Annotated in this window: 16 protein-coding genes; 10 read left to right on the forward strand and 6 right to left on the reverse strand. The window is 61.4% G+C overall.

The genetic code is table 11. The features are described 5' to 3' along the window. Positions 1–74: 74 nt before the first annotated feature. The 4 genes from J2Y39_RS15795 to aspA form a co-directional block, all read right to left on the reverse strand. Positions 75–1,067 carry an AraC family transcriptional regulator gene (locus J2Y39_RS15795; RefSeq protein ID WP_095181211.1) on the reverse strand — a complete coding sequence of 331 codons (993 nt, stop codon included), beginning with the start codon at positions 1,065–1,067 and terminating at the stop codon, positions 75–77. Positions 1,068–1,312: 245 nt separating this feature from the next. Continuing rightward, a complete protein-coding gene (locus J2Y39_RS15800) occupies positions 1,313–2,317 on the reverse strand; it encodes an asparaginase (RefSeq protein ID WP_252868484.1) in 1,005 nt (334 codons plus the stop codon). A gap of 171 nt (positions 2,318–2,488) precedes the next feature. Further along, positions 2,489–3,937, reverse strand: a complete 1,449-nt coding sequence (locus J2Y39_RS15805) for a sodium:alanine symporter family protein (RefSeq protein ID WP_016772471.1) — start codon at positions 3,935–3,937, stop codon at positions 2,489–2,491. Between the two features lie 557 nt (positions 3,938–4,494). Continuing rightward, positions 4,495–5,919, reverse strand: coding sequence for an aspartate ammonia-lyase (gene aspA, locus J2Y39_RS15810; RefSeq protein ID WP_016772472.1), 1,425 nt, complete (start codon positions 5,917–5,919; stop codon positions 4,495–4,497). Positions 5,920–6,099: 180 nt separating this feature from the next. Here aspA and J2Y39_RS15815 point away from each other — a divergent pair, with 180 nt between their 5' ends. The 5 genes from J2Y39_RS15815 (at position 6,100) to J2Y39_RS15835 (ending at position 9,916) form a co-directional block, all read left to right on the forward strand. Further along, on the forward strand, positions 6,100–7,008 hold the full coding sequence (locus J2Y39_RS15815) for a LysR substrate-binding domain-containing protein (protein ID WP_024014837.1): 909 nt from the start codon (positions 6,100–6,102) through the stop codon (positions 7,006–7,008). A gap of 335 nt (positions 7,009–7,343) precedes the next feature. Next, entirely contained in the window at positions 7,344–7,835 is a 492-nt protein-coding gene (purE, locus tag J2Y39_RS15820; RefSeq protein WP_007920220.1) for a 5-(carboxyamino)imidazole ribonucleotide mutase, read from the forward strand. Between the two features lie 10 nt (positions 7,836–7,845). Then, positions 7,846–8,928: a 5-(carboxyamino)imidazole ribonucleotide synthase gene (locus J2Y39_RS15825; protein WP_041476593.1), complete on the forward strand. Its 1,083-nt coding sequence runs from the start codon at positions 7,846–7,848 to the stop codon at positions 8,926–8,928. A 112-nt stretch (positions 8,929–9,040) separates the two neighbouring features. Beyond that, entirely contained in the window at positions 9,041–9,286 is a 246-nt protein-coding gene (locus J2Y39_RS15830; RefSeq protein WP_016772475.1) for a GlsB/YeaQ/YmgE family stress response membrane protein, read from the forward strand. Between the two features lie 93 nt (positions 9,287–9,379). After that, positions 9,380–9,916: a DUF3299 domain-containing protein gene (locus J2Y39_RS15835; protein ID WP_056790934.1), complete on the forward strand. Its 537-nt coding sequence runs from the start codon at positions 9,380–9,382 to the stop codon at positions 9,914–9,916. Between the two features lie 213 nt (positions 9,917–10,129). On the opposite strand, the gene J2Y39_RS15840 is transcribed toward J2Y39_RS15835, so the two are convergent. After that, positions 10,130–11,029, reverse strand: a complete 900-nt coding sequence (locus J2Y39_RS15840; RefSeq protein ID WP_305381793.1) for a D-hexose-6-phosphate mutarotase — start codon at positions 11,027–11,029, stop codon at positions 10,130–10,132. 57 nt (positions 11,030–11,086) lie between these two features. After that, positions 11,087–11,491: an acyl-CoA thioesterase gene (locus J2Y39_RS15845; RefSeq protein WP_003229628.1), complete on the reverse strand. Its 405-nt coding sequence runs from the start codon at positions 11,489–11,491 to the stop codon at positions 11,087–11,089. A gap of 377 nt (positions 11,492–11,868) precedes the next feature. On the opposite strand from J2Y39_RS15845, the gene J2Y39_RS15850 reads away from it, so the two are divergent. From J2Y39_RS15850 to pstB, 5 genes are all read left to right on the forward strand, one after another. Next, positions 11,869–13,167 (forward strand): MFS transporter, encoded by a 1,299-nt coding sequence (locus J2Y39_RS15850; RefSeq protein WP_073470879.1) that lies wholly within the window; start codon positions 11,869–11,871, stop codon positions 13,165–13,167. A 240-nt stretch (positions 13,168–13,407) separates the two neighbouring features. Further along, positions 13,408–14,406: a phosphate ABC transporter substrate-binding protein PstS gene (locus J2Y39_RS15855; protein WP_016772480.1), complete on the forward strand. Its 999-nt coding sequence runs from the start codon at positions 13,408–13,410 to the stop codon at positions 14,404–14,406. Between the two features lie 220 nt (positions 14,407–14,626). Further along, entirely contained in the window at positions 14,627–16,912 is a 2,286-nt protein-coding gene (locus J2Y39_RS15860; RefSeq protein WP_310218704.1) for an ABC transporter permease subunit, read from the forward strand. A 16-nt stretch (positions 16,913–16,928) separates the two neighbouring features. Continuing rightward, positions 16,929–18,599: a phosphate ABC transporter permease PstA gene (pstA, locus tag J2Y39_RS15865; protein ID WP_016772481.1), complete on the forward strand. Its 1,671-nt coding sequence runs from the start codon at positions 16,929–16,931 to the stop codon at positions 18,597–18,599. Between the two features lie 93 nt (positions 18,600–18,692). Continuing rightward, entirely contained in the window at positions 18,693–19,526 is an 834-nt protein-coding gene (pstB, locus tag J2Y39_RS15870) for a phosphate ABC transporter ATP-binding protein PstB (protein ID WP_041476597.1), read from the forward strand. Positions 19,527–19,575 lie beyond the last annotated feature (49 nt).

Raw genomic sequence — 19,575 nt, forward strand, 5'->3', positions numbered from 1 at the left:
ACAACCAAAGATCGCAGCCTTCGGCAGCTCACCGATCCCTGTAGGAGCTGCCGAAGGCTGCGATCTTTTGATCTTCAGGATCTGAACTGACTCGGCGCCACGCCACTCCAGCGCACAAATGCATGACGGAAACTCGCGGTCTCGCTGAAGCCCAGCGTCTCGGCGATCCGATAGATTGGTAACTGGTCCTCACACAGCATCTGCTTGGCCCGTTCGAAGCGCAGTTCATCGAGCAGTTCCTGATAGCTGCTGCCCATGTCTTTCAAATGCCGGCGCAGGGTGCGCGGTGAGCACTTCATTTGCTGCGCGAGCCCCTCGAGCCCCGGCGCGGCATTCAATTGTGCGCTGAGCAACTGACGAATCCGCCCCAGCCAGGCCTGACGTCCGGTGAACTCAAGATTCTGCTTGCGGCAACGTTCGGCCATGGCCTGATGAGTGATCGCGTCGGCCAGCGGCAGCGGCTGATCGAGCCAATGGCGGTCGAAGGCGAAGGCGTTGTCTTTGGCCGAGAAGTGCAGTGGCGAGTTAAAGGGTTCGGCATAGCTGTCGCGGTAGTCCGGCGCTGCATGTTCGAAGCGCGTGGCGCGCAGCGGCAAGGAATGGCCGAGCAAGTCGTCGCAGATGACTTTCAGGGACACCAGACAGAATTCGGCGTTGAACACCGCCATCGCCGCGCTTTCACGGTAATCAGCAGCGACGAACCAGACCTGCTCGCCATCGTCTTCCAGGCTCAGTTCGAACAACGTGCCCAACAGCGCCGGATAACGGATTGCCAGACGCAAAGCGTCACCGAAGGTGGCACAGGTCAGCAGGGCGTAACCGAGCATGCCGTAACAGGACACGTGCATGCGCCGGCCCAATTCGAGACCGATGTCACGCTTGAGCGCGACCGCGTTGGTGCAGACCTGCATCTCTTGATGGGTGGTGATGCGCGTATCGGCCCGCTGCAGATCCGCCGCCACGATGCCGCTGCCGGCCAGTAACGCCTCGCTCGACAGGCCTTCGGCCTTGAACGTGTTGAGGATCAGCGAGACCGCGTTGAGGGTGGTGAGGTGGGAGTGGAGCATTGGATCTTCCAGCCTGGAGGTGGCTGGAACGCAGCAAGTTGCATGCCGCAGGCCCTCACCCCAGCCCTCTCCCAGAGGGAGAGGGGGCCGAACGGGGGATATTGCAGAACTACACCGACGTGAGACACCGCCGCCGAATCCATAATCGACACTGTTTATAAGGTCGGTGTATAGCGCAAGACACTACGGTCAGTTCCCTCTCCCTCTGGGAGAGGGTTAGGGTGAGGGGCAATCCAGCGCCGAGCTCAGTTCAACTCACCACACAAATCCAGTTCGATCAATCGGCGCACTTCAGCCGTTTCCAGCCCGGCCCCCAGCAAGCCATGCAACTTGCCGAACGCCGCCTCGCGGGTCATGCCGCCACCGGACAACACGCCCACCCCACGCAAGCGGCTGCCAGCCTCGTAGACATCCAGCTCTACCCCGCCTTCATGGCATTGCGTCACTGCCACCACCACCACGCCGTTATCCCGTGCACGGCCAAGGCTGGCGAGGAACTTGGGGTTATCGCTCGGCCCGGTCCCGCTGCCGTAGCATTCCAGCACCAGACCTTGAATGCCGCTGTCGAGCAGGCCGTCGAGGACTTCGGCACTGATGCCGGGAAACAGCGGCAACACCGCGACTTTCGCCAGTTGCTTCGGCTGGTTGTAGTTCAGCGCGCCTGGAATCGAAGGCGCCTTCACACCACCGCCCTGACGCTCCAGGCGTTTGAACGGATGGCGGCCGAAGCTGCGCACTTTCGCGCAGCGGGTCGGTGCCAGCAGTTCGCCGTGGAAGTACAGGTGCACGCCTGGCGCCAGGCCCTGGCCGAGGGCGACCAGCGCGCCGCCGAGGTTTTCCCAGGCATCACTGTCGGTCACGCCCGCCGGCAGCATCGAACCGGTGAAACACACGCGGGCATGCAGGCCGAGCAACTGAAAACTCATCGCCGCCGCGCTGTAGGCCAGGGTGTCGGTGCCGTGCAGGATCAGCACGCTGTCGCAACCTTGCACATCCACGGCATCGACCACCGCTTCGCGCAGTTGCTGCCAGTAGGCCGGGGTCATGTTGGCGCTGTCGATCAGCGGCGACATTTCCCGAAATTGCCACTGCGGCACTACCAGCTCAGGCTGACTGTGCAGGTAGTCGCGCATCCGCGCTTCGAAACCGGACGCCGGGGCCAGACCGTTGGCGCTGGCCTGCATGCCGATGGTGCCACCGGTGTAGAGCACCATGACGTGTTGAGCGGCGGGATAGGTCGACGAGCTCATAGGATTCTCCGAAACGATGAGGGCCCTGTGGGAGCGAGCCTGCTCGCGAAAGCAGTGTGTCATTCAACAATGATGTTGGCTGAAAGTCCGCCATCGCGAGCAGGCTCACTCCTACAAGTTATTGCATCACAATAACTGACGGGCGCAGGGGATGCGCCCGTCATTCACCTGTCAGCGTTGCGCTGCAGGTACGCCTTGCGGCGCAGTTTCAGTCTGGCCCGCCGCTGCTGGCGGGTTCACCGGCCAGGCGTTGCGATCCAGATCCAGATCGGCGAATTTGCTCGAATCAAACACTGGCTGTTTGACGCCGGCGCGACGCTGCTCATCGTAGTCGCGCATCACCCGCAGGCCGACCTTGAACAGCATGGCCAGGGCCACCAGGTTGACGAAGGCCAGGCAGGTCATGGTGATGTCGGCAAAGGCGAACACCGTCGTCAGGTCCTGCATCGAACCCCATACCACCAGCGCCAGCACCAGGCCGCGGAACAGCATCAGCAGGGCGCGGTTGCGGCTGAGGAACTGCAAGCTGTTCTCGCCCAGGTAGTAGTTGTAGAGGATGCAGGTGAAGACGAACAGCGACAGCGCGACGCTGACGAACATGCGGCCCCAGTCACCGACCACGGCCGCCAGCGAGTTCTGGGTCAGGACGATGCCGTCACCTTCGAAGCCCGGGGTGTAGAAGCCCGACAGCAGGATCAGCAGCGCGGTGCAGGTGCAGATCACGAAGGTGTCGAGGAATACGCTGAAAGCCTGGACCACGCCCTGCGCGCCCGGGTGCTTGACGGCGGCCACGGCGGCAACGTTCGGCGCACTGCCCAGGCCCGCTTCGTTGGCGAACACGCCACGCTTCACGCCCATGACAATGGCGCTGCCGAGCAGACCGGCAAAGGCCGGGTCGAGGCCGAAGGCGCTCTTGAAGATGGTTTCCAGCATGGCCGGTACGTGTTCGATCTGGGTGCCGATCACGTACAGGGTCACGCCGATGTAGGCCAGGGTCTTGATCGGTACCAGCAGGTCGGACACCGAAGCGATGCGCTTGATCCCGCCGATAAAGGTGATGGCCAGCAGCACCGCGAGGACGATACCGGTGTGTTGCGGGTTGAAGTCAAAGGCGTTCTGCAGCGAGTGGGTCACGGTGTAGGACTGCAGGCCGATGAAGGCGAAGCCGTAGGTGACCAGCAGCAGAACGGAGAAGACTATCGCCATGCCTTTGAGCTTGAGCCCGTGCTGGATGTAATAGGCCGGACCGCCACGGTACAGGCCGTCGCCATCCGCGCGCTTGTAGACCTGGGCCAGGGTGCACTCGAAGAAGCTGCTGGACATGCCGACCAGTGCGGTCACCCACATCCAGAACACCGCACCCGGACCACCGAGAGTCACGGCGATGCCGACACCGGCGATGTTGCCTGCACCGACGCGGCCGGCGAGGCTGAGCATCAAGGCCTGGAACGAGCTGAGTTGCCCGGCGCTGCCTTTGAGGCTGTCGCGGAACACCGCGAACATGTGGAAGAAATGACGCAGTTGAACGAAACGCGAGCGAATCGTGAAGTAACTACCGAGCCCGACAATGAGCACGATCAGTACTTTCCCTGAGAGGAAGTCGTTGATGACTTCGAGCATGGATTTATCCTCGCTGTTTTTTGTGGGTGCAAATGCTGGATCGGAGAAACATCGTGTTACACCGGTCTGCGCGCGGCACGACGGGTGAGGCGAAGGTTTCGTCCCGGATCCATATCGCGGGTTTTGTTATTAGTTCGGGTTTCGCATGGGTTATGGCCTCGTTACCGACGACCGCTCACGCGAAGAGGGGCGGCACTATACCGATCAGTGGCGCGCCCGTCTGCACGGTAGTGGTGCAAGCGACGAAACGAAGCTTTGAAACACTTGGCGTTTGTGGCGAGGGGATTTATCCCCGTTCGGCTGCGAAGCAGTCGTAAACCATTGAACGCGGTGTTTCTGGTACATCTTTATTGTTGGTATCGGGGCCGCTTCGCAGCCCAACGGGGATAAATCCCCTCGCCACAAAGGCTCACCTCCATATTGTTCAGTCCTCTACGTTCGGGTCTCAGGATAAAGAGTTAAAAAAAAGGGCTCGGGGACAAAATCCCCAAGCCCTCAAAAGGTGAGAGGTGTCTAGTCCCTCGACCTGGTGAGCGGTGCTACAAGTTCGCGTCGGCTCAGGCTTTGAGCGGAACCAGACGCGGGGCAATCATGTTTTCCGGGCGCAGGATGTCGGCGAGCATAGCTTCGTCGAGCAGACCTTCTTCGCGCACCAGTTCCAGCACGCCGCGGCCGCTTTCGAGAGCGATACGGGCGATGCGGGTGGCGTTTTTGTAGCCGATGTACGGGTTCAGTGCGGTGACCAGACCGATCGAGTGCTCGACCAGTTCACGGCAGCGCGCTTCGTTGGCGGTGATGCCGACGATGCAGTGCTCGCGCAGCATGTCCATGGCACGTTGCAGCAGGCGGATCGAGTCAAGGATCTTGAAGGCGATCAGCGGCTCCATCACGTTCAGTTGCAGCTGGCCGCCTTCGGCTGCCATGGTCAGCGCCAGATCGTTACCGATGACCTGGAACGCGACTTGGTTCACGGCTTCCGGGATCACCGGGTTGACCTTGCCGGGCATGATCGAGCTGCCTGGCTGACGCGCTGGCAGGTTGATTTCATTGATGCCGGTGCGTGGGCCGCTGGACAGCAGACGCAGGTCGTTGCAGATCTTCGACAGCTTGACCGCGGTGCGCTTGAGCATGCCGGAAAACAGCACGAAGGCGCCCATGTCGGAGGTCGCTTCGATCAGGTCGGCGGCCGGTACCAGCGGTTGGCCGCTGATCAATGCCAGGCGTTGAACAGCCAGTGCCTGATAACGCGGGTCGGCGTTGATGCCGGTGCCGATCGCGGTGCCGCCGAGGTTGACTTCGGTCAGCAGTTCCGGGGCCAGCGTCTTCAGGCGCGCGAGGTCTTCGCCCATAGTGGTGGCGAAGGCGCGGAATTCCTGGCCGAGGGTCATCGGCACGGCGTCTTGCAGCTGGGTACGGCCCATTTTCAGGACGTGGTCGAACTCTTTGCCCTTGGCCGCGAAGGCCTGAATCAGGCTGTCGAGACTGGCCAGCAGCGCGTCGTGACCCAGCAGCAGACCCAGGCGGATCGCCGTCGGGTAGGCGTCGTTGGTCGACTGCGCCATGTTCACGTCGTCGTTCGGGTGCAGGTACTGGTACTCGCCTTTCTCGTGGCCCATCGCTTCCAGAGCAATGTTGGCGATCACTTCGTTGGCGTTCATGTTGGTGGAGGTGCCGGCGCCACCTTGAATCATGTCGACCACGAACTCTTCGTGGTAATCGCCGCGGATCAATCGCGCACAGGCTTCGCTGATGGCAGCGTGCTTGGCTTCGCTCAGGTGACCCAGCTCGCGGTTGGCGTCAGCGGCGGCCTGTTTGACCATCGCCAGGCCCACAACCAGTTTCGGGTAATGCGAAATCGGAACGCCCGAGAGGCGGAAGTTATTCACCGCTCGCAGGGTCTGGATGCCGTAATACGCATGGGCCGGTACTTCGAGGGCGCCAAGCAGGTCGGTTTCTGTGCGGAAAGATGCAGCGGAGGACATGATAGAAATCATCTCGATAAGGACCCGGTCTGTGCCGGAACGCTGCGAATGCTAGGCTTGTGGGGATTTTTGGGCCAATGCTGTTCAGCACTGCCCTATGCACATTCGGCATAATGCCCGTGTGACGCCGCCTGTGCGGCAGACGTGTGACCTATTTTGGTGCGTGTCCGGGAGGACGTGATGAATCTGGAAAGCAAATGGCTTGAGGACTTCAGTGCCCTGGCCGCCACCCGCAGCTTCTCGCAGGCGGCCGAACGGCGCTTCGTGACCCAGCCGGCGTTCAGTCGGCGGATCCGCAGCCTCGAAGCGGCGCTGGGGCTGACCCTGGTCAATCGCTCGCGCACGCCGGTCGAACTGACGGCGGCGGGGCAGTTGTTTCTGGTGACTGCGCGCACCGTGGTCGAACAACTCGGTGAAGTGCTGCGCCATCTGCATCATCTGGAAGGCGGGCAGGGCGAGGTCATGCAAGTCGCAGCGGCGCACTCGCTGGCGCTAGGCTTTTTCCCGCGCTGGATCGCCCAGTTGCGCAACGAAGGGCTGAACATCGCCACACGGCTGGTGGCGACCAACGTTGGCGACGCCGTGCACGCTTTGCGTGAAGGTGGCTGCGATCTGATGCTGGCGTTCTACGACCCGGATTCGGCGATGCAGATGGACCCGGAGATTTTCCCGTCGCTGCACTTGGGCCAGACCGAAATGCTGCCGGTGTGCGCGGCGGATCTGGATGGCAAACCGCTGTTCGATCTGGAAGGCGAGGCGAGTGTGCCGTTGCTGGCGTACAGCGCCGGAGCGTTTCTCGGCCGTTCGGTGAACGGCTTGCTGCGCCAGCGCCAGTTGCGCTTCACCACGATCTACGAAACCGCGATGGCCGACAGCCTGAAAAGCATGGCCCTGGAAGGCCTCGGCATTGCCTGGGTGCCGCAACTGAGCGTACGCGCCGAACTGGCTCGCGGTGAACTGGTGGTGTGCGGCGGCCCGCAGTGGCATGTGCCGCTGGAGATCCGCCTGTACCGCTGCGCCCTGGTGCGCAAGGCCAACGTGCGGTTGCTGTGGCGAAAACTAGAAGGTGGCGCCGCACAAAGCGCTTGAAGCTGATGAAGATCGAATGTGGGAGCGAGCCTGCTCGCGAATGCGGAGTTTCAGGCGCTGAGGTATCGTCTGACGCAACGCTTTCGCGAGCAGGCTCGCTCCCACAGGGGGATTTTTGCGGTGTTCTTTCGCTGACCTCAAGGTCAATAAAACCGGGCGTTTCGCTCATTTGACAGATGGTCGTTTCGGGGGCTGTTTATTGCTTTCTTTGCGGTATACTGCGCGGCCTTCGGCCGGCACGTCCGGCCATTTTTCGTACAATCAAGCCACGCAACCTGCGTGGCTTGTTGTTTTATGACGCGCCTGCGGGCGCTCCAGAGAGAAGAGGCGCGACGATGAGTGCACTGGTTGGCGTGATCATGGGCTCCAAGTCCGATTGGTCCACCCTTAGCCACACCGCCGATATGCTGGAAAAGCTCGGCATCCCGTACGAGGTCAAGGTGGTTTCCGCCCACCGCACCCCGGATCTGCTGTTCCAGTACGCCGAAGAGGCTGAAAGCCGCGGCATTGAGGTGATCATCGCCGGTGCCGGTGGCGCAGCCCACTTGCCAGGCATGTGTGCGGCCAAGACCCACCTGCCGGTGCTGGGCGTGCCGGTGCAGTCGGCCATGCTCTCGGGCGTCGATTCGCTGCTGTCGATCGTGCAGATGCCAGCGGGCATTCCGGTTGCCACCCTGGCCATCGGCAAGGCTGGCGCAATCAACGCCGCCCTGCTCTCGGCGAGCATCCTCGGCGCCAAGCACCCGCAATTTCACGCGGTACTGAAAACCTTCCGTGCCGAGCAGACAGACAGCGTCCTGGACAATCCAGACCCACGTATTGCCTGAGGTTGTTGAGATGAAGATCGGTGTAATCGGTGGCGGCCAGTTGGGTCGCATGTTGGCCCTGGCGGGCACTCCGCTGGGCATGAACTTCGCTTTCCTCGACCCTGCGCCGGACGCCTGTGCGGCCGCGCTGGGCGAACACCTGCGGGCCGACTACGGCGATCAGGATCATCTGCGCCAACTGGCCGATGAAGTCGATCTGGTGACCTTCGAATTCGAAAGCGTCCCGGCCGAAACCGTGGCGTTTCTTTCGCAATTCGTGCCGGTCTACCCGAGCGCCGAAGCCCTGCGCATTGCTCGTGACCGCTGGTTCGAAAAGAGCATGTTCAAAGACCTCGGCATTCCGACCCCGGCCTTCGCCGACATCCAGTCGCAAGCCGACCTGGATGCCGCCGTCGCTTCCATCGGTCTGCCGGCCGTGCTGAAAACCCGCACCCTGGGTTATGACGGCAAGGGCCAGAAAGTCCTGCGCAAACCGGAAGACGTGGCGGGTACGTTCGCCGAACTGGGCAGCGTTGCCTGCTTGCTGGAAGGCTTCGTGCCATTCACCGGCGAAGTGTCGCTGATCGCCGTGCGTGCCCGCGATGGCGAAACGAAGTTCTATCCACTGGTGCACAACACCCACGACAGCGGCATTCTCAAGCTGTCGGTGGCCAGCACCGATCACCCGTTGCAGGCGCTGGCGGAAGATTATTCCAGTCGCGTGCTCAAACACCTCGACTACGTCGGCGTGATGGCTTTCGAGTTTTTCGAAGTCGACGGTGGCCTCAAAGCCAACGAAATCGCCCCGCGCGTGCACAACTCCGGGCACTGGACCACCGAAGGTGCCGAGTGCAGCCAGTTCGAAAACCACCTGCGTGCCGTGGCCGGCCTGCCGCTGGGTTCGACCGCCAAGGTCGGCGAGAGCGCGATGCTCAACTTCATCGGCGTAGTGCCGCCGGTGGAGAAAGTCATCGCCATCGAAGACTGCCATCTGCATCACTACGGCAAAGCTTTCAAGGCCGGACGCAAGGTCGGCCACGCCAATCTGCGCTGCGCCGACATGGCCACGCTGCAAGCGCAGATCATCAAGGTCGAAGCGCTGATCGCCGAGTAAAAACGCTTTCATGTGGCAGCGGCGGAACCATTCAGGGGCCGCTGTTCTCTCATGGCAGGATGCGAAACACTGGCTAGTCTTTCGCATATCTTCCAAATCAGAGGGAAATGCCATGGGAATTATCGGAACCATCTTTATCGGCTTGATCGTCGGCCTGCTGGCTCGGTTCCTGAAACCGGGCGATGACAGCATGGGCTGGATCATGACCATCCTGCTCGGTATCGGCGGTTCGCTGGCGGCCACCTACGGCGGCCAGGCTCTGGGCATCTATCAGGCGGGCGAGGGCGCGGGTTTCCTCGGCGCACTGGTCGGCGCTGTCGTGTTGCTGGTGATCTACGGTCTGATCAAAAAGAACTGATCGAAAGCGACCAAGCCCTCTCGGCCCGCGCGGCCGGGAGGGCTAGAATGCGCGGCGACTCACCGTCCATTCCTTTGCCTGCCGAGCACCTTCATGCGCCGTCTTCTGTTGACTCTCCTCTTGCTGGGCAGCTATCTCGCCCACGCCGGCGAACTGCCGGAAACCGACTGGCTGGAACTGATGCCCAAGTCGGATCAAAAGGCCCTCGAGGCCATGCCGGAAATCGACCACAACTCCCCCGAAGCCACCGGCACCTTCACCGAGAAGGGCGGGATGAAGCAGGCCAAGGGTCTGCCAGCGGTGATGTATTCGACGAAAACCGTGGCGTCAATGAACGACAAGCACATCCGCATCGGTGGTTACCCGGTGCCGCTTGAGTCGGATGCCAAGGGCCGCAGCACGCTGTTCTTCCTTGTGCCGTATCCGGGCGCCTGCATCCACGTGCCGCCACCACCGCCGAATCAACTGGTGCTGGTGCGATATCCGAAAGGGTTGAAGCTGGAGGACATCTACACACCGCTGTGGGTGACCGGCACGCTTAAAATCGAAAAGGTCAGCAATGACCTGGCGGATGCGGCGTATGCGCTGGAGGCGGAGAAGGTGCGGGTGGTGCAGGAGGCTGACCTCTAAAGCGCGCCGTACATAAATTTGGGAGTGAGCCTTTGTGGTGAGGGGATTTATCTGTGGTGAAGGGATTTATCTGTGGCGAGGGGATTTATCCCCGCTGGACTGCGCAGCAGGCCCCAGCTTTTGATTTAAAAAAAAGCGGGGGCCGCTTCGCGACCCAGCGGGGATAAATCCCCTCGCCACGGGGCTCTTTGCCCTTTTGTATTGCGCTAGAGCTTAGAGCGGCGTAGCGGCTACGCTAACACCCATCGTATGGCGCGCACCCGGCGCCAGGGTCACCAGATCATCCATCACATTCGCCGTTTCGATGCACAGCATGCGCTGCCAGCCATCGTTGTCCATGTCCGGCAGTGCGGCGGCGCGGTCGATCCACGGGTTCCAGATCACCGCAGTGCGCGAGCCGGTAGAGGTCAGCACGATGCGTCGTTCCCAGGTCGGATCAACGATGCTCAATTGCGGCGGAGCATTGAGGTAGATGCGGTCGGTCTCGCCGGCGAAATGCAGATCGCCGCTCTGGCTGGCCGTGTTCCAGTCGTCCAGGGTCTCGATGTAGTTGAGCCCGGCCACGCCGTCGACATGCACATTACGCACGTCACTCACGGCGAAATAGGTGTGCAGCGCCTGACTCAGCGTGACGCTGTCAGTCCCCCGGTTATGGCTGGTCAGACTGTAATGCAGTTGATCCGCCAGATGCAGGGTCAGGGTCAGATCGACTTCGTGGGGCCAGCCCGGCAGGCCACCTTCCGGGTAGGGCAGCTTGAATTCGACCTTGATGCCGTCAGCCTCTGATTCGATGTTGCCCAACTCCCAGTCCATCGCCCGCACCAGACCGTGCGCGGGGGCCGGCTGCTCGCCGGTATACATGGCCTGCACGCTGCTCGGGTTGCGTTCGAATTTGCCAAACCACGGCCAGCACACCGGCACGCCGGCGCGGATGCTCTTGCCGGTCTTGAACTCGGCCTTGTCGTTGAGCCAGATGATCGGCGGCTGGCCGTCGATCTGATAACTGAGGATGTGCGCGCCTTGCTGGGCCACCAGCACTTCGGCCTTGCCGTGGCGGATGCGCCAGCAGTTCAGTTCATCCTGTTTCACGGCTTCAACGTTGGGCGTGTTCATGGGCAACTCTCGATCTGACACTGGGGACGACTATCGACCGCAAAACGGTCGCGAGGTTTAACGCGCGCGTGGCGGCACCGAACGAGTGCGACCGCTGCCGTCGATGGCGACGAAAACGAAGACCGCTTCGGTGACCTTGCGCCATTCGCTGGAGAGTGGGTCATCGCTCCACACTTCGACCATCATCTGGATCGAGCTGCGTCCGATTTCCAGGGTCTGGGTATAAAAGGACAACTGCGCGCCGACCGCGACCGGGACGAGGAACGCCATGCGGTCGATGGCGACAGTGGCAACGCGGCCACCGGCCACCCGGCTGGCCATGGCGGTGCCGGCCAGATCCATCTGCGCGACCAGCCAGCCGCCGAAAATATCGCCAAAGCCGTTGGTTTCGCGGGGAAGTGCGGTGATTTGCAGGGCCAGGTCGCCCTGTGGGATCGGATCTTCTTGTTCGAGCTCTATCATGCCGAGGGGCCTCTGACCCATGACTCTTCGTGGGTATTGCGAGTGGTAGCCGTCTTCAAGAAAAACGATTCAACACCGAACACACTGCGTTCGTCACGTTTTCCATCAGGCGCCTAAAGGGAAACTCTGCGAAAAAGGCTAAATCCCGAGCAAAGGACGGGCCAACAACGTTTTCGCACAGCAACCTCTTACAAATCCTGCGCAGGTGGCGAGTATATCGGTCGATAGACCCCGCGACGACCACCCGGTTCTGATTTCGACCGTCAATTACGCGCCTCTATGTGCTTTTTCGAACAATTTGCTATGGTGCCGAACCTGTCCAAGCCACCGCCAGCGTTGTTGTGGCGACAGATTCGACTATAAGAGAAGCCCTTGCCATGACCACAGCGCCTTCGAGCCTCGCGCAGCCCGAGCAACCCGCACGACCGTTGACCCGCAATGACTACAAGACTCTGTCGCTGTCCGCCCTCGGCGGGGCGCTGGAGTTCTACGATTTCATCATCTTCGTTTTCTTCGCCACCGTCGTCGGCAAGCTGTTCTTCCCGGCCGACATGCCTGAGTGGCTGCGGTTGATGCAGACCTTCGGCATCTTCGCCGCCGGCTATCTGGCGCGTCCTTTGGGCGGCATCGTCATGGCGCACTTCGGTGACCTGCTGGGGCGCAAGAAGATGTTCACCCTGAGCATTTTCATGATGGCCGTGCCGACGCTGATCATGGGGCTGCTGCCGACCTACGCGCAGATCGGCATCTGGGCACCGATCCTGTTGCTGCTGATGCGGGTGATCCAGGGCGCCGCTATTGGCGGTGAGGTGCCGGGGGCGTGGGTCTTCGTTTCCGAACACGTACCGCAAAAGCACATCGGTTATGCCTGCGGCACGCTCACCAGCGGGCTGACTGCCGGCATCCTCCTCGGCTCGCTGGTCGCCACTGCGATCAACAGCATTTATACGCCAGCCGAAGTGTCGGATTACGCCTGGCGGATTCCGTTCCTGCTCGGCGGCGTGTTCGGCCTGTTCTCTGTGTACCTGCGCCGCTGGCTGCACGAAACTCCGGTGTTCGCCGAACTGCAATTGCGCAAGGCACTGGCCGAAGAAGTGCCGTTGCGCGCGGTGCTGCGTGACCATCGCGGCGCCATCGCGATTTCGATGCTGCTGACCTGGCTGCTCTCGGCTGGCGTCGTCGTAGTGATCCTGATGACCCCGACCGTGCTGCAAACGGTCTACCACTTCTCGCCAACCACGGCGCTGCAGGCCAACAGCCTGGCCATCGTCTTCCTCAGCCTCGGCTGCATTGGCGCTGGCGCGCTGGCCGATCGCTTCGGCGCCGGTCGCGTCTTCGTCTTTGGCTGCCTCGGTCTGCTGATCAGCTCCTGGACCTTCTACCACAGCCTCGCCGACCACCCGGACTGGTTGTTCCCGCTGTACGCATTGACCGGTTTGCTGGTCGGCACCATCGGCGCGGTGCCGTACGTGATGGTCAAAGCGTTCCCGCCGGTGGTTCGCTTCAGTGGCCTGTCGTTCTCGTACAACGTCGCGTACGCGATCTTCGGTGGCTTGACGCCGATGGTGGTGAGCCTGCTGCTGAAGGAAAGCGCAATGGGGCCTGCTTACTATGTGGCAGTGCTGTGCGGAATGGGGATTGTGGTAGGTGCGTGGCTCTGGAAGAAGGGGCGTTGATTTTCTCTCCCGCCTGATCGTTCCCACGCTCTGCGTGGGAATGCATCCTGTGACGCTCCGCGTCACGTCTCAAATGCGGACGCAGAGCGTCCATGGCGGCGTTCCCACGCAGAGCGTGGGAACGATATGTCGCGACATGCTGGCCTTTCATCCAATTGTCATATTTCAGCCATAGAGTGTTCACATGGCCTGCTGATACTTGGCCCCGACTTAACACACCCTATCTGCTAGGAGTAAGGCATGAAACTGAAGCGTTTGATGGCGGCAATGACTTTTGTCGCTGCTGGCGTTGCGACTGCCAACGCGTTCGCCGCTGTTGACCCTGCTATCCCGAGCTACACCAAGACCACTGGTGTGTCGGGCAACCTGTCCAGCGTCGGTTCCGATACCCTGGCCAACCTCATGACCCTGTGGGCCGAGAACTACAAAAAAGAATACCCGAACGTCAACATCCAGATTCAGGCTGCCGGTTCTTCCACCGCGCCACCTGCACTCACCGAAGGCACCGCCAACCTGGGCCCGATGAGCCGCAAGATGAAGGACAACGAGCTGCAGGCTTTCGAGCAGAAGTACGGCTACAAGCCGACGGCGATCCCGGTTGCCGTGGATGCCCTGGCCGTGTTCGTGCACAAGGACAACCCGATCAAGCACCTGACCATGGCTCAGGTCGATGCGATTTTCTCCTCGACGCGCCTGTGCGGTGCCAAAGCTGACGTCAAGACCTGGGGTGACCTGGGCGTGACCGGTGACCTGGCCAACAAGCCGGTCCAGCTGTTCGGCCGTAACTCGGTGTCCGGCACTTACGGCTACTTCAAGGAAGAAGCCCTGTGCAAAGGCGACTACAAGCCTAACGTCAACGAACAACCAGGTTCGGCTTCGGTAGTGCAGTCGATCAGCAGCTCGCTTAACGGCGTCGGCTACTCGGGCATCGGCTACAAAACTGCCAGCGTGAAAACTGTAGCCCTGGCCAAGAAAGAAGGCGGCGAGTTCATCGAAGACACCGAAGAAAACGCCCTGAACGGCAAGTATCCGCTGTCGCGCTTTCTCTACGTTTACGTCAACAAAGCCCCGAACAAGCCTCTGGCCCCGCTGGAAGCCGAGTTCGTGAAGCTGGTGCTGTCGAAGCAGGGCCAGGAAGTGGTAGTGAAAGACGGCTACATCCCGCTGCCAGCCAAGGTTGCTGCCAAAGCACTGGCTGACCTCGGTCTGCAAGAAGGCGGCGCTGTCGCCAAGAAGTAATACCCTGAGGCCGGCCTGAAGCCGGACTCCTGTGGGAGCGAGCCTGCTCGCGAAGGGGTGGTCACATGCAGCATCGATGTGACTGACCCGACGCCTTGGCGAGCAGAAGCGCTCCTGCAACCACCAAATTTTCGACTCCGCTGCCGGACTTCCGGCTGGCGGATTTGCTGCGTCACTGCACTGTCATCTTTCTGTCATACAGGATCGCTAGGGTGTGCGCATGAATGATCTGGCCAATTCCCCAATGACTACGTCTTCCCCTCCCAAGCGCATTGACTTCAATACGCCTGAGCTGCAACGCAAGCGCCGCATCCGCGCGCTCAAGGATCGCTTCACCCGTTGGTACGTCCTCGTCGGCGGCCTGGCGGTGCTGGCGGCCATCACCCTGATCTTCTTCTTCCTCGCCTACGTCGTTGCGCCACTGTTTCAAGGCGCCGACCTGACCGCGAAAGACTCGATCACCCCGGCCTGGATGCAGGACGCGGGCAAGCCGCTGATGATCTCGCTCGAAGAGCAGAATCAGGTGGCCATGCGTGTATCCGACAAGGGCCAGGCGCTGTTCTTCGATCTCGACAGTGGCGCTGAATTGAGGCGTGTCGATCTACCGCTGCCTGCGGGCGCTACCGTGACGTCTATTGGCGAAGACCAGCCGGGTCATCCGCTGGTGGCCGTGGGTCTGTCCAACGGTCAGGCGCTGGTGTTCCGTCATACCTATAAAGTCAGCTACCCCGATGGCAAGAAAACCATCAGCCCGGCCATCGAATATCCCTATGGTGAGGCGCCAATTGCGCTGAACGAAAGCGGCGGCGCGCTGGAGCATGTCAGCCTCAACGCCACCGACTCGACGCTGATGCTGGTCGGCTCCACTGGCTCGCAACTCAATGTGCTGTCGCTGACCAGCGAAGAAAACATGATGACCGGCGAAGTCACCAGCGAGCAGACGCGCATCGATCTGCCGCAGATGACCGAGCCGGTGAAAAACATCTTCGTCGACCCGCGCCAGCAGTGGCTGTACGTGGTCAACGGTCGTGCTCAGGCCGACGTGTTCAGCCTGCGCGACAAGAGCCTCAACGGGCGCTACAAACTGCTGGAAAACGCTGACGCCCAAGTCACTGCCACCGCGCAGCTGGTCGGCGGTATCTCGCTGATCGTCGGCGATTCCAAGGGCGGTCTGGCCCAGTGGTTCATGGCTCGCGATACCGATGGCGAGCAGCGTCTGAAGCAGATCCGCACCTTCCAGATGGGCACCACGCCGATCGTTGAAATCGCTGCCGAAGAACGCCGCAAAGGCTTCCTCGCCCTTGATGCCAGCGGCAAGCTCGGCGTGTTCCACAGCACCGCACACCGCACGTTGCTGGTCGATCAGGTGGTTGAAGGCCAGGGCCTGTTTGGTCTGTCGCCGCGCGCCAACCGGGTGATCGTCGAAGCCGGCGGCAAGCTGCAACCGCTGCTGCTCGACAACCCGCACCCGGAAGTATCGTGGAGCGCGCTGTGGAGCAAGGTCTGGTACGAGAACTACGACGAGCCTAAATACGTCTGGCAATCGACCGCCGCCAACACCGATTTCGAACCGAAACTGAGCCTGTCGCCGCTGACCTTCGGCACCCTGAAAGCCGCGTTCTACGCCATGCTGCTGGCCGCGCCACTGGCCGTCGCTGCGGCGATCTACACCGCGTACTTCATGGCGCCGGGCATGCGCCGCAAGGTCAAACCGGTGATCGAGCTGATGGAAGCGATGCCGACGGTGATCCTCGGTTTCTTTGCCGGCCTGTTCCTCGCGCCGTACGTAGAAGGCCATCTGCCGGGCATCTTCAGCCTGCTGATGTTGCTGCCGATCGGCATTCTGGTCGCCGGTTTCACCTTCAGCCGCCTGCCCGAGTCGATCCGCCTGAAAGTCCCGGACGGTTGGGAAAGTGCGCTGCTGATTCCGGTGATCCTGTTTGTGGGCTGGCTCTCGCTGTACATGAGCCCGTTCATGGAGAACTGGTTCTTCGGCGGCGACATGCGCATGTGGATCTCCCATGACCTGGGCATCACCTACGACCAGCGCAACGCCCTGGTGGTCGGTCTGGCCATGGGTTTTGCGGTGATTCCGAACATCTACTCGATCGCCGAAGACGCCGTGTTCAGTGTGCCGCGCGGCCTGACCCTGGGTTCGCTGGCCTTGGGTGCGACGCCGTGGCAGACCATGACCCGCGTGGTGATCCTGACCGCCAGCCCGGGCATTTTCTCGGCGCTGATGATCGGCATGGGCCGTGCGGTCGGCGAAACCATGATCGTGCTGATGGCCACCGGCAACACCCCGGTCATGGAGATGAACCTGTTCGAAGGCCTGCGCACCCTGGCCGCCAACGTCGCGGTGGAAATGCCCGAGTCGGAAGTCGGCGGCAGCCACTACCGCGTGCTGTTCCTCTCGGCGCTGGTGCTGCTGCTGTTCACCTTCGTCATGAACACCCTGGCAGAACTGATTCGTCAGCGTCTGCGCAAGAAATACTCGTCGCTTTAAGCAAAGGTAGAAGTCTGTGAAACAGAACTCCCTGAAAGGATGGTTCAAGAGCGGCGCCCCGGGCGTCTGGATCAGCGGTGGCGCGGTGTCCATCGCGGTCATCATGACCATTGGCCTGTTGGCGGTGATTGCCGTGCGCGGTCTCGGTCACTTCTGGCCGGCGGACCTGATCCACGCGCATTACGACGTACCGGGCCAGGCCAATCACCTGGTGATCGGCGAAGTGGTGCAGAAAGAAGAAGTGCCGCGCGCACGTCTGAAGAGCGCCGGTCTGCCGGTGCCGGACGAAGGTCCGGAATTCATGACCCGCGAGCTGATCAAGGTCGGCAACCGTGACCTGAACGGCAACGACTTCACCTGGATCGTCGGCGAGTGGTTGACCAAGCAGACCACGCCGCCCGAGCTGATGGCGATCGAGCGTCGCGAGTGGGGCAACTTCTACGGCTACCTGGTCAACGTCAAGCAGGATGGCAAGGTCATCGCCGAGGGCGAGGCCGCATGGCCCGAACTGCAAGCGCGCATCGACCGTGTGAACGATCTTGCTGCTCAGCTGAAAACGCTGGAAAAAACCGACATCGGCGCAATCAATGCCGGCCTCGAGCGAATCCGTCTGCACGGGCGCAAACTCGAGCTGGAAGGCAAACTCGACGCCACCGCACAAGCGGACATGGAATCCGAGCGCGCCGAGCTGGACGCGCGCTACAAGGACATCGAAGCACGTCTGTCTGATTTGCATGCTCAGTTCAACCGCGACGCCTTGACCGCCCGTGACGCCAACGGCAAGGAAATCGAAATCGGTCTGGGCAAAGTCGTGCATGCCTACCAGCCAAACGGCATGAGCACCTTGACCAAGGTTGGTTTCTACTTCAGCAAGATCTGGGAATTCCTCTCCGACGACCCGCGTGAAGCGAACACCGAAGGCGGGATCTTCCCGGCGATCTTCGGCACCGTGATGATGACCCTGATCATGGCGATGATCGTTACACCGTTCGGCGTGCTGGCAGCGGTGTACCTGCGCGAATATGCCAAGCAGAACACCCTGACTCGCGTCATTCGTATCGCGGTGAACAACCTCGCCGGCGTACCGGCGATCGTTTACGGCGTGTTCGGCCTGGGCTTTTTCGTTTACGTGCTGGGTGGCTCGGTCGACCGCTTGTTCTTCCCTGAAGCACTGCCGGCACCGACCTTCGGCACGCCGGGCCTGCTCTGGGCCTCGCTGACCCTGGCACTGCTGGCGGTGCCGGTGGTGATTGTGGCGACCGAAGAAGGTCTGGCGCGGATTCCTCGTACCGTGCGTGAAGGCTCGTTGGCCCTCGGCGCGACCAAAGCGGAAACGCTGTGGAAAATCGTTATCCCGATGGCCAGCCCGGCCATGATGACCGGGATGATCCTCGCCGTGGCCCGCGCCGCCGGTGAAGTGGCGCCGCTGATGCTGGTGGGTGTGGTGAAACTGGCGCCGTCGCTGCCGGTGGACGGCAACTACCCGTACCTGCACCTGGACCAGAAGATCATGCACCTGGGCTTCCACATCTATGACGTCGGCTTCCAGAGCCCCAACGTCGAAGCAGCCCGCCCGCTGGTGTACGCCACCGCGCTGCTGCTGGTGCTGGTGATCGCGACGCTGAACCTGTCGGCGGTGTATATCCGCAACCACCTGCGCGAAAAATACAAAGCACTGGATAGCTAAAGCCATTAGCCACAAGCGGCAAGCTACAAGCCGCTTTTGCTCAAACTTGCAGCTTGCAGCCAGAAGCTTGCAGCTACGAACGGAGTGAGACCCATGCAGCACGAAACACACAGCCACGGCATCAACATGTCTGCCCTGGGCCGCGACAAGCAGAGCCTCAACCTGGCGCAGGAAACCGTCGCCATCGAAGTGCCGGGCCTGAGCCTGTACTACGGCGACAAACAGGCACTGTTCGACGTCAGCATGAACATCCCGAAGCAGCGTGTGACCGCGTTCATCGGCCCGTCCGGCTGCGGTAAGTCGACGCTGCTGCGTACCTTCAACCGGATGAACGATCTGGTCGACGGCTGCCGCGTCGAGGGCGCGATCAACCTGTACGGCAACAACATCTATCGCAAGGGCGAAGATGTTGCCGAGCTGCGTCGTCGCGTCGGCATGGTGTTCCAGAAGCCCAACCCGTTTCCGAAGACCATCTACGAGAACGTCGTCTACGGTCTGCGCATCCAGGGCATCAACAAGAAGCGCATTCTCGACGAAGCCGTTGAATGGGCGTTGAAAGGCGCGGCATTGTGGGACGAGGTCAAAGACCGTCTGCACGACTCGGCCCTCGGCCTGTCCGGTGGTCAGCAACAGCGTCTGGTGATCGCGCGCACCATCGCGGTCGAGCCGGAAGTGCTGCTGCTCGACGAACCGTGCTCGGCTCTCGACCCGATCTCGACGCTGAAAGTCGAAGAGCTGATCTACGAGCTGAAGTCCAAGTTCACCATCGTCATCGTGACCCACAACATGCAACAGGCGGCACGGGTGTCCGACTACACCGCGTTCATGTACATGGGCAAACTGGTGGAATTCGGCGACACCGATACTCTGTTCACCAATCCGGCGAAGAAGCAGACCGAAGACTACATCACCGGTCGCTATGGCTGATTGGGGCAGCTGCACGCCGCAAGCTTCAAGCGGCAAGAAAGAATTGGTG

This window comes from Pseudomonas sp. 2957, assembly GCF_031456345.1.
Classification (GTDB): Bacteria; Pseudomonadota; Gammaproteobacteria; order Pseudomonadales; family Pseudomonadaceae; genus Aquipseudomonas; species Aquipseudomonas siliginis.